The 9,819-nt window shown below is 69.3% G+C and carries 11 protein-coding genes and 2 pseudogenes; 9 read left to right on the forward strand and 4 right to left on the reverse strand.

Annotation, left to right across the window (positions count from 1 at the left end):
• Positions 1-40: 40 nt before the first annotated feature.
• Together ACIRQP_RS11735 and murQ are read left to right on the forward strand one after the other, a co-directional pair.
• Positions 41-961: a MurR/RpiR family transcriptional regulator gene (locus tag ACIRQP_RS11735; RefSeq protein WP_403887097.1), complete on the forward strand. Its 921-nt coding sequence runs from the start codon at positions 41-43 to the stop codon at positions 959-961.
• A gap of 70 nt (positions 962-1,031) precedes the next feature.
• Positions 1,032-1,976, forward strand: coding sequence for an N-acetylmuramic acid 6-phosphate etherase (gene murQ / locus ACIRQP_RS11740; RefSeq protein WP_403887100.1), 945 nt, complete (start codon positions 1,032-1,034; stop codon positions 1,974-1,976).
• 54 nt (positions 1,977-2,030) lie between these two features.
• On the opposite strand, the pseudogene ACIRQP_RS11745 reads toward murQ, so the two are convergent.
• Positions 2,031-2,222, reverse strand: a pseudogene (locus ACIRQP_RS11745) (transposase); the annotation flags it as partial.
• A gap of 150 nt (positions 2,223-2,372) precedes the next feature.
• Positions 2,373-3,323: a GlxA family transcriptional regulator gene (locus ACIRQP_RS11750; RefSeq protein WP_403887103.1), complete on the reverse strand. Its 951-nt coding sequence runs from the start codon at positions 3,321-3,323 to the stop codon at positions 2,373-2,375.
• A gap of 196 nt (positions 3,324-3,519) precedes the next feature.
• Here ACIRQP_RS11750 and ACIRQP_RS11755 point away from each other — a divergent pair, with 196 nt between their 5' ends.
• Complete coding sequence (locus ACIRQP_RS11755) at positions 3,520-3,987, forward strand: hypothetical protein (protein WP_403887106.1); 468 nt, start codon at positions 3,520-3,522, stop codon at positions 3,985-3,987.
• A 58-nt stretch (positions 3,988-4,045) separates the two neighbouring features.
• Here the strand turns inward: ACIRQP_RS11755 and ACIRQP_RS11760 are convergent, their stop codons facing one another.
• Complete coding sequence (locus ACIRQP_RS11760; protein ID WP_403887108.1) at positions 4,046-4,468, reverse strand: amidase; 423 nt, start codon at positions 4,466-4,468, stop codon at positions 4,046-4,048.
• 110 nt (positions 4,469-4,578) lie between these two features.
• Between ACIRQP_RS11760 and ACIRQP_RS11765 the strand changes: the two are divergent.
• The 5 genes and pseudogenes from ACIRQP_RS11765 to ACIRQP_RS11785 all read left to right on the forward strand — a co-directional run bounded on the left by ACIRQP_RS11765 (position 4,579) and on the right by ACIRQP_RS11785 (position 8,098).
• Positions 4,579-5,422, forward strand: a pseudogene (locus ACIRQP_RS11765) (helix-turn-helix domain-containing protein).
• Positions 5,403-5,909, forward strand: a complete 507-nt coding sequence (locus tag ACIRQP_RS11770; RefSeq protein ID WP_403887110.1) for a DUF397 domain-containing protein — start codon at positions 5,403-5,405, stop codon at positions 5,907-5,909. Before ACIRQP_RS11765 ends, ACIRQP_RS11770 begins: the two are co-directional and overlap by 20 nt.
• A gap of 57 nt (positions 5,910-5,966) precedes the next feature.
• A complete protein-coding gene (locus ACIRQP_RS11775; RefSeq protein WP_403887112.1) occupies positions 5,967-6,671 on the forward strand; it encodes an alpha/beta fold hydrolase in 705 nt (234 codons plus the stop codon).
• A 168-nt stretch (positions 6,672-6,839) separates the two neighbouring features.
• Positions 6,840-7,277: a hypothetical protein gene (locus tag ACIRQP_RS11780; RefSeq protein WP_403887115.1), complete on the forward strand. Its 438-nt coding sequence runs from the start codon at positions 6,840-6,842 to the stop codon at positions 7,275-7,277.
• A 14-nt stretch (positions 7,278-7,291) separates the two neighbouring features.
• Positions 7,292-8,098, forward strand: a complete 807-nt coding sequence (locus ACIRQP_RS11785; RefSeq protein WP_403887118.1) for a hypothetical protein — start codon at positions 7,292-7,294, stop codon at positions 8,096-8,098.
• Between the two features lie 69 nt (positions 8,099-8,167).
• Here the strand turns inward: ACIRQP_RS11785 and ACIRQP_RS11790 are convergent, their stop codons facing one another.
• Positions 8,168-8,809, reverse strand: a complete 642-nt coding sequence (locus tag ACIRQP_RS11790; protein ID WP_403887120.1) for a class I SAM-dependent methyltransferase — start codon at positions 8,807-8,809, stop codon at positions 8,168-8,170.
• A gap of 89 nt (positions 8,810-8,898) precedes the next feature.
• Here ACIRQP_RS11790 and ACIRQP_RS11795 point away from each other — a divergent pair, with 89 nt between their 5' ends.
• The gene (locus ACIRQP_RS11795; RefSeq protein ID WP_403887123.1) at positions 8,899-9,501 is read left to right on the forward strand and encodes a helix-turn-helix domain-containing protein; all 603 of its coding nucleotides are present in this window, start codon (positions 8,899-8,901) and stop codon (positions 9,499-9,501) included.
• Positions 9,502-9,819: the final 318 nt, after the last annotated feature.

The following is a 9,819-nucleotide window of genomic DNA, read 5'->3' on the forward strand; positions in this document are numbered from 1 at the left end:
GGGGTTGACGACCGCCGAATTCCGAAAATATCTTTCAGAAGTGACCTCAGACGTGAAGGAAAGTTTCAGCGGTGAGCCCCCGCCCGCCCCCGCCGCCCTGGCCGCCAAGGTGCGGACCCTCGCGCCGACCATGACCCGTTCCATGCAGCTCGTCGCCGAGGCCGTCGCCGGTGACCCCGCCGGCTGCGCCGCCCTCACCGTCACCGGTCTCGCCGAGCTGACCGGTACGAGCGAGGCCACCGTGGTCCGTACCGCCCGCCTCCTCGGCTACCCCGGCTACCGCGATCTGCGCCTCGCGCTCGCCGGTCTCGCCGCCCAGCAGCAGTCCGGCCGCGCCCCCTCCGTCACCGCCGACATAGCCGTGGACGACCCCATCGCCGACGTCGTCGCCAAGCTCGCCTACGACGAACAGCAGACGCTCGCCGACACCGCCGCCGGACTCGACACCGTCCAGCTCGGCGCGGTCGTCACCGCTGCCGCCGCCGCCCGCCGTATCGACATCTACGGCGTCGGCGCCTCCTGCCTCGTCGGCATGGACCTCGCCCAGAAGCTGCTGCGCATCGGACTGATCGCCCATGCCCACTCCGACCCGCACCTCGCCGTCACCAACGCCGTACAGCTCCGCGCCGGCGACGTCGCGATCGCGATCACCCACTCCGGCTCCACCGGCGATGTCATCGAGCCGCTCCGCGTCGCCTTCGACCGGGGCGCGACGACGGTCGCGATCACCGGCCGCCCCGACGCTCCCGTATCTCAGTACGCCGACCACGTCCTGACCACCTCCACCGCCCGCGAGAGCGAGCTGCGTCCGGCCGCCATGTCGAGCCGCACGAGCCAACTGCTCGTCGTCGACTGCCTGTTCATAGGCGTGGCGCAGCGTACGTACGAGACGGCCGCGCCCGCGCTCTCCGCGTCGTACGAGGCGCTCGCGCACCGCCACAGCCCACGCAACACCCGCTGACCGATTCTCACCGACGCCACCCGCAACGGCACCCGCATACCGCTCACCCAGCAGAAAGAGCCACTCCTCCATGACCTCCCAGTACGGCGAACTCCGCGCGCAGCTCGAAACCCTCACCACCGAGGCGTTCCGCCCGGAGCTCGCCGAGATCGACCAGCTGCCCACGCTCGACATCGCCCGCATCATGAACGGCGAGGACAGCACCGTCCCCGCCGCCGTCGCCGCCCAGCTCCCCCGGATCGCCGCCGCCATCGACGCCACCGCCGAGCGCGCGGCCCGTGGCGGCCGGCTGATCTACGCGGGCGCCGGTACGGCGGGCCGGCTCGGCGTGCTGGACGCCAGCGAGTGCCCGCCCACCTTCAACACCGACCCCGAGGAGGTCATCGGCCTGATCGCGGGCGGCCCCGGCGCGATGGTGACGGCCGTCGAAGGGGCCGAGGACTCCAAGGAGCTGGCGGCCGCCGATCTGACCGCCATAAAGCTCAGCGCGGAGGACACGGTCGTGGGTATCTCCGCCTCCGGCCGTACCCCGTACGCGATCGGCGCCGTCGAGCACGCCCGCAGCCTCGGTGCGCTCACCATCGGGCTCTCCTGCAACGCGGACAGCGCGCTGGCCGCCGCCGCCGAGCACGGCATCGAGATCGTCGTAGGCCCCGAACTGCTCACCGGCTCCACCCGCCTCAAGGCCGGTACGGCGCAGAAACTGGTCCTCAACATGCTCTCGACGATCACCATGATCCGGCGCGGCAAGACGTACGGGAACCTCATGGTCGACGTCCGCGCCTCCAACGAGAAGCTGCGCGCTCGCTCCCGGCGGATCGTCTCGCTCGCCACGGGCGCGTCGGACGACGAGATCGAGGCCGCGCTCGCCGCCACCGACGGCGAAGTGAAGAACGCCATCCTCACCATCCTCGGCGCCGTCGACGGACCCACCGCCGCCTCGCTCCTCACCGACTCCGACGGCCACTTGCGCGTCGCGCTGAAGGCCGCCCGCGCTCAAAGCCGCCCGCGCTGAAAGACCACCTCGGACAGGGCTTGTGTCTGGCGGGCGGTGGGGCGCAGGAGGAACTTATACGCGCGATGCACGCTCGGCTTCCTCCTTCTGCTCCTTCGTCCAGGATCGTTCCCACTGGGTGTTGATGTACTTCTCCACCGTATCCGCGCCGACCGCGCCGACAGAGGCCACGAAGAACGACAACGACCACAGCGTGGGCATCTGCGACTTCAGGTGCGGAAACTCGGCACGGAGCACGCGCGAGGTGAGATCAGAGCAGCACGGAGAAGCGATTCCCCCCCACGCCCAAAGGCGCGGGTCCCCTCGCTAGATACTAGATAGCGGATGACACCAGCAGAAACACCCGAGCCCTCCGGAAACACCGGAACTGACACAAACCGCGCCACGGCCGCCGCTTCATCCGTGCCGGAAAGCGGCCCGGTACCCGTGCGGACTGGTGCCGACGACACGCTTGAACCGGTCACGGAAGGCAGTAGGTGACCCGAACCCCACCTGGGTCGCGATGCGGTCGACCGGGTGCGTGGTCGCCTCCAGCAGGTACTGGGCCTGGCGGATACGGGCCCGGTGCAGCCACTGCAACGGAGTCGTCCCGGTCTGCTCCCGGAACCGCCGGTTCAGGGTCCGTGTACTGGTCGCCGCCCGCGCGGCGATGTCCTTGAGGGTCAGCTCACGCCCCGCGTTCTCCTCCATCCACCGCAGAAGAGGCTCCATCGTGGCCCCGGCGGGCACCGGAGGCTGGTCATGGACGATGAACTGCGCCTGGCCCCCCTCCCGTTCCAGCGGCATGACCGACAGCCGGGCCGCGTCGGCGGCGACGGCGGAGCCGTAGTCCTTGCGGATCAGGTGCAGACACAGGTCGAGCGCGGCGGCGGCCCCGGCCGAGGTGAGGAACTGGCCGTTGTCGACATACAGCACATCGGGGTCGACAGTGACCGCCGGATGGCGCGCGGCCAGCAGCGGAGCGGCCACCCAGTGGGTGGTGGCGCGCAGCCCGTCGAGCAGCCCGGTGGCGGCGAGGATGAAGGCGCCAGTGCACACGGAAGCGATACGGGTGCCGCTCGCGGCGGCGGCGCGCAGGGCGTCGAGTACGTCCGGGGGCACCGGGGCGGCCGGGTCGTCCGTACCGGGCAGGATGATCGTGTCGGCCTCGGCGAGCACGTCGAGGCCGTACGGCGCCCGCAGCGTGAACGGCCCGGCGTCGACCTCGGCCCCGGCCGAGACCGCGCAGACCACGACCCGGTAGGCGGCCCGGCCGTCGGGCAGCCGGGTACGGGAGAAGACCTCGATCGGTGAGGACAGGTCGAAGGGGATGACCCGGTCGAGCGCCAGTACGGCCACGGTGTGCATGACCACAGGCTAAGAGGCCGCCGCGACCGCTTCGTCGGCGGTGGCGAGAATCCGTTGGGACCTGGCAAAAGCGCCACTTCCACGGCCGTGAGCAGGGCCTTAGCGTCGGCGTGAGCAGAGCCCTCGGCCCTCCTCCCCGTTCCGCCCCGCCCCGCCCCGCCCCGCCCTCGACGAAGCCGAAAGAGCGATCCACGCCGTGACGAAGTTCCTGCTCGCCGTTCATGTCCTCGCCGCGATCGTCGCGATCGGCCCGGTCACCGTCGCCGCCAGCATGTTTCCCCCGTACGCGAGACGGGCGATGGCAGCGCCCGGGGACCCCCGGGCGCTGTCGTCGGTACAGCTGCTGCATCGCATCTGCCGTGTCTACGCGGCGATCGGCCTCGCGGTGCCGGTCTTCGGCTTCGCCACGGGGAGCGCGATGGGCGTACTGGGCGACACCTGGCTGATCGTCTCGATCATCCTGACCGGTCTGGCGGCCGTCGCGCTCATGGTGCTCGTGCTGCCCCGTCAGGAGGCGATAGTGACGGACCTCGAAGAGACCACGGGAGCATCAACCACCAGGCTGACAGCGCGCTTGGCCATGCACACGGGAATCTTCAACCTCCTGTGGGCGACGGTCACGGTACTGATGATCATCCGCCCCGGCTCCACGACGGGAGCGTGAACGTCCTGCCCCGCGTCCCGTCGACGCGGGGCAGGACGCGGGGCGGGACGCGCCGGGTTCAGCTCGCCGCTCCCGCCGCCGTACGCAGGAACCGCACCAGGTCATCCACGCTGTACCCGAGCAGCGGCCCGCGCTCGGCGGCCATCAGCAGCAACTGCCCCACCACCTCGGCGCCCCGGCCGTCGGTCCCGTCGGAGGCCCACTCCCAGAGCCCCTCGATCCCGAGATCGGTCATGAGCAGGCCGTGTTCGGCCCTGATCTCCGCGCACAGCGGCGCCACGGCGTCGAACAGAGTCGCGCCCCGGCGCTCGCAGCGCAGACTGAAGTACGCCTCGAACCGCACCACCGTGCATCCCTCCGGCGGCCGGGCCTTGAGCCCGTCATAACGGGGGTCGTCGAAGTCCGGTGAGCTGTCCGCGGAGCAGTGGACGAGGTTGAACCGGTGTGTGACGGCGTCTCTTGTGTCCTGGGTACGAATCAACGCAACTCTCCACTCTGTGTGAACGATTGAGCTACACAGAGTGGCCAACTGTCGCTAGCGTGCATAGAGGAAGCAGCGCAACACCGACATCTGTCTCACCGGGAGCACCTGTGCCTGGGCCCAAGCCACTCGGCCCCTCGTCCTCACCCCGCGCCATGCTCGGCGCCGAGCTCCGACATCAGCGCGACGAAGCGGACATGTCCCAGGAGGAGCTGGGCAGGCCGATCTTCGTCAGCGGATCCCTCATCGGCCAGATCGAAGCGGGTACGCGCCGAATGCAGCCGGAATACGCGATTCACTTCGATGAAGTCTTCAAGACGGACGGCTTCTTCCTGCGGAATTGCGAGGCGCTGCGGAAATCGAAGTACCCGGATCACTTCGCGGAGGCGGCGGAGGCCGAGGCGATCGCGACCATGATCAGGGAGTACGAGCCCCAGCTGATCCCGGGCTTGTTGCAGACGGAGGCGTATGCGCGAGCGGTGTTCCGCGCATACCACCCGACGGCGACGGAGGAAGCCATTGATGAGCTGGTCACGGCGCGACTGGATCGCGCAAAGCTGCTGAAGGATCCGACAAAGCCCATTGTGTGGACGGTGCTTGACGAGGCGATTCTTCGGCGACCGGTGGGCGGACCTGCGGTGATGGCGGAGGCGCTACGTCATATCACTGGACTGATCCGACGGCACAGGATCATCGTGCAGGTGCTGCCGTTCGGCGCGGGCGCGCACGCATCAATGGGAGGCGCCATCAAACTGATGACGTTCGAGGACGCACCCCCACTCGCCTACCTCCAGGGCACGGGATCGGGCCAACTGCTGGACGATCCGGCCTCGGTCGCCCGGTACGAACTGGCCTACGATCTATTGGGGGGCCAGCGCACTCTCACCGGAATCTTCCTTGGCCCTAATCGCATCAGTGGCGGAGGATTACACACATGACAAACAGAAGCCATGAGTACGACCTGAGCGGCGTGTCCTGGCACAAGTCCAGCTACAGCGACGGCAGCGGCGGGAATTGCTTGGAAGTCGGCACCTGGCAGAAGTCGACGTACAGCGACGGCAGCGGGGGCGACTGCCTGGAGGTAGGCACCTCCTGGCGGAAGTCGACCCACAGCGGCGGAGACGGCGGCGACTGCCTGGAAGTGGGCACCGTCTGGCACAAGTCGACCCACAGTGGTGGCAGCGGCGGCAACTGCCTGGAGGTAGGCACTGTCTGGAACAAGTCGGCCCACAGCGGCGGCAGCGGCGGCAACTGCGTCGAAGTAGGCAGTGTCTGGCGCAAGTCGACCCGCAGTGGCGGCAGCGGCGGAAGCTGCGTCGAAGTGGCCGACGGTCACCCCGACATCGTCCCCGTCCGCGACTCCAAGAACCCCGACGGCCCGGCGCTCGTCTTCCCGACCTCGGCGTGGTCCACGTTCCTCACGGACGTCAAGGCCGGTTGACCCGCGCGGCGGTCCGGCAGCGGAGGAATGTCAGCCCCCTCCGCTAGGTTCCCCGGCATGACTGAATTCGTACTGGTAGCAGGCGCGTGGCTCGGTTCGTGGGCGTGGGACGACGTGGTGCCGGAGCTGCGCGCGGCCGGCCACGGCGCCCACGCGTTGACGCTGTCCGGTCTCGCCGAGAAGCAGGGCGTACCGGCCGGACAGCAGACGCATGTCCGGGACATCGTGGACGCGGTCGAGCGGAACGACCTGCGGGACGTCGTCCTGGTCGGCCACAGCTATTCGGGCATCCCGACCGGCCAGGCCGCCGAGCTGATCGGCGACCGGCTGACGCGCGTGGTCTTCGTCGACTCCAACGTTCCGGCGGACGGCGAGTCGTTCGTCTCCGACTGGCCGGACGGCCGGGCGATGGTGGAGGGCGCGATCGCCGCGACCGGTGGTTTCTGGCCCCCGCTCACGGCGGCCGACTGCGCCTGCCAGGGCCTCACCGACGAGCAGATCACCCGTATCGTCACCGGCTCGACGCCCCACCCGGGCGCCTCCCTGACCGAGCCCGCCGAGCTGACCCGCCCGCTCGGCGAGCTTCCCGCGACGTACATCAAATGCCTGCTCGACGGCGCCGAGCCGAGCCCCCGCGTGGCCGCGCTGCTGACCAGCGACCACTGGCGGCTGGTCGAGCTGGACACCGGCCACTGGCCGATGTTCTCCCAGCCGCACGAGCTGGCCCGCATCCTCCTGGCCGAGGCGGGATTCGACCGCTGAGTCGCCATGCGGTCGACGTGCGGTCGACGCACAGCCGACGCGCGGTCAACATGGCGCCCCACATCGGCCCCTGTTGGGCCCATGTTGGCGACTCGTTGCCATCTCCTTGAGCGACGCACGGCCCGGCCTCCACGCTGGCAGGACACCTGAGCCAACGGAGGGTTCCCCATGCGGAAGTTCCTTGTCCTGTCGGCCGCCGTGACCACGCTCCTCGCCGGTACGTCATTCGCTCCCGCCTACGCGGAAACGGCCGAGCCCGGCGCGATCATCACCGACGGCGACCGCGTCCATGTCTCCAGCACCCCACCCCCCACCGCGTCCGCCCACGGGTGGTGGAAGAAGGTCAGCGGGCCCGGCGACAAGGCGCGCGTCACCATTGATCTACAGGTGAAGAACGCTGACGGTTCCTGGCGGACCGTGGCGACCGGCTCCAAGGTCGTGAAGCCCGGTGGCGGCAGCGCACGGCGGGCCAATGCACGCAAACAGTGCGTCAACGTGAATCGGACCATCAGTTGGCGAAGTGTCATCGATGTGGACATTATCGGTGTCATCGACTCACCCGAGAAGGCCGTCACGGCGCCCCAGTCGTTACGGTGCGCGGTCTAGGAGGTACCGGCACCTTGAGCAACGACGTGTACCTGGCACCGACCATGATCCTGGGCGTCCACGGCGTCCTCGATCTGGAGCCATGGATCCGCCGGGCCCATGAGGACGACAGCCTCGAAGAGGACATGTACAGCCTCGTCGTGAAGCGCACGGTCGCCTACGGGCTGAGTTCCTTCCACGCGGGCGGCCCCGAGGGCGAGCGCTGGGGGCACAACGACGCGGGCGGGGACTGGACCCAGGACGCAAAGGTCCACCAACTGGCCTGGCTCCAGGTCGCGGTCACCGAGGACCTTCGTGGGCAGCGGATTCCGGTTCAGCCCGCGGCGACGGTCCTCCGCGATGTCCTTACCCGTGTGGGCCGCTTCCGCCTGACGGGCCTGCACACCCTGGCGCCTCTCCATCTGGCCCCCGACGGCCGCGCCGACCTCGTGGACGCGGCGGCCTGGTTCGCCCTCGCGGACCCGGACCCCGGCGCGTCGGCCGACCTCACCGTGTCCGTATGGGCCACCGAGGCCGCCGGCCTGCCGGGCCGCGCGTCCGATGTCCTCGCCGCGGCCCAGGAGCGTACGTACGACGCGATGACGATCCGGCCCGCACCGGCCGAGGCGGCCACGGCGACCGCGCAGGACGGACTGGCTCTCCCCCTGGCCGGAGAGGTCCAGACGGAGGGGATGCGGCCCGCCCTCGCCTTCCGTTGCCGCGCCCCCGAGTGGTCGCTTGATGTGGCCGCGTGGACGACGGAGATCTTCGTGGACGCCCTGAGGTCCATCGGCACGACCACCCCGGCACTGATCACGATTGTCCCCGGGAGCGCGGCGTGATCGCTCGTAGCGGCGGATAGCAGGACGCGGTGGACCGTCGAGGCGGGGTGCGGTCGAGGCGGGGTGCGCTCACGGCCGGCGTAGTGCTCGCAGCACGGTGTCGTGGGTGTGGTGCGTGCCGGCGGGGGCCTGGACGGCACGCGGGCGGGTCTCGTTGATCAGGACGTTCCAGGTGGGGGCCAGGAGTTGGGCGATGTCGTCGGGCTGGTAGTAGTCGGCGGGGTCGGAGTCCTCCTCCTGACGCAGAGCCAGGTCCGAGAGGGCGTGGGTGGCGAAGAGCAGCGTGCCGCCGGGGGCGACAGCGTTCAGCAGGCCACGCAGCGCCGCGTGGCCCGGCCGGCGCATGAGCGGGAAGTAGTGGACGGACACCAGGTCGAAGGCTCCCGTTGGGGGCGGCATGGTGGTGAGGTCGGCCCGTGTCCACGCCACGCGGCCCTTGATGTCGGTGGCAGCGGCGGCACGTTGCAGGGCGGTCTCGGAGATGTCGACCGCGGTAACCTGCCAGCCGCGCCGGGCCAGCCAGAGTGCGTCGGCGCCTTCACCGCATCCGACGTCAAGCGCCCGACCCGGTGGCAGGTCGATGGTCTCGGCAACGAGCACCCCATTGGGGTTGCCACTGAATATCTGGTCGCGGCTGCGATACATCTCATCCCAGCGTTGGACTACGCCGTACTGATCGTCGCTGCTGTTGGCCTGGGGACTTCGGGTCATCGCGACCACCTCCGACGCCAAAGTGCGCCCACATCGGCAATCGGGCAAAGTTCTTTGCGGAAAATGCAAAACGCAGGCACGGTGAACATATGAGCGATGACCTCGATGCCGTGCTGGCCGCGGTCGGGCCCCGGCTGCGCGCGTTGCGCCGTCGCCGTGGCGTCACCCTGACCGCTTTGTCGGAGACCACCGGCATTCCGATCAGCACGCTGTCCCGACTGGAGTCGGGGCACCGTAGACCGGGCCTGGAACTCCTGCTGCCCCTGGCCAGGGCCTACCAAGTGCCGGTCGATGAGTTGATCGGCGCTCCGGCCGATCTCGACCCTCGGGTGTATCCGCAGCCGTTTACCCGGAACGGCATGACCGTCGTGCCGTTGACGCGCAAATCCGGCGGACTGCAGGCGTTCAAGCACATCCTGCCCGCCGGTCTGACCGACGGTCACGAACCCGGCCCCCGCTCACACGAGGGCTACCACTGGATGTACGTCCTGCGCGGCCGCCTACGCGTCGTACTCGGCGACAAGGACTTCGTCCTCACCGAGGGTGAGGTCGCCGAATTCGACACCCACCTCCCGCACTGGTTCGGCAACGCCGACGAGCACCCCGTGGAATTCCTCAGCATCCTCGGCCCTCAGGGCGAACGCGTCCACATCAAAGCCCGCTACCGCCCCGACGACCCCCATTCCCTCTGAACAACCCCGCAGGCACGTACCACGTTGGGCGGGACCGCAGCTCACCCACGGGACAGCTCGCCCTAGCGGCACCACGTGGTGCCACTAGATGTGCCAGAGAGACCGAGAATCCACGTGGCACCGCACTGATGCAACTCGATGTCGATACATTTACGCAGGTCAGAGCCGCCAGATGAGTCCCGGGCCATAATCGCCCCCCTCGCCGACTTGCACATGGCGCCACGATGGTGCCACTATGACGTCATGGACCTCACGCCGTATGTCGACAACCTCCGCCGCGAACTCGCTGTGGCCGCCGAAGCCGGCGGCGACGAGGCC

Origin of the sequence: Streptomyces sp. NPDC102274, assembly GCF_044766385.1 — a bacterium.
Lineage (GTDB): Bacteria > Actinomycetota > Actinomycetes > Streptomycetales > Streptomycetaceae > Streptomyces.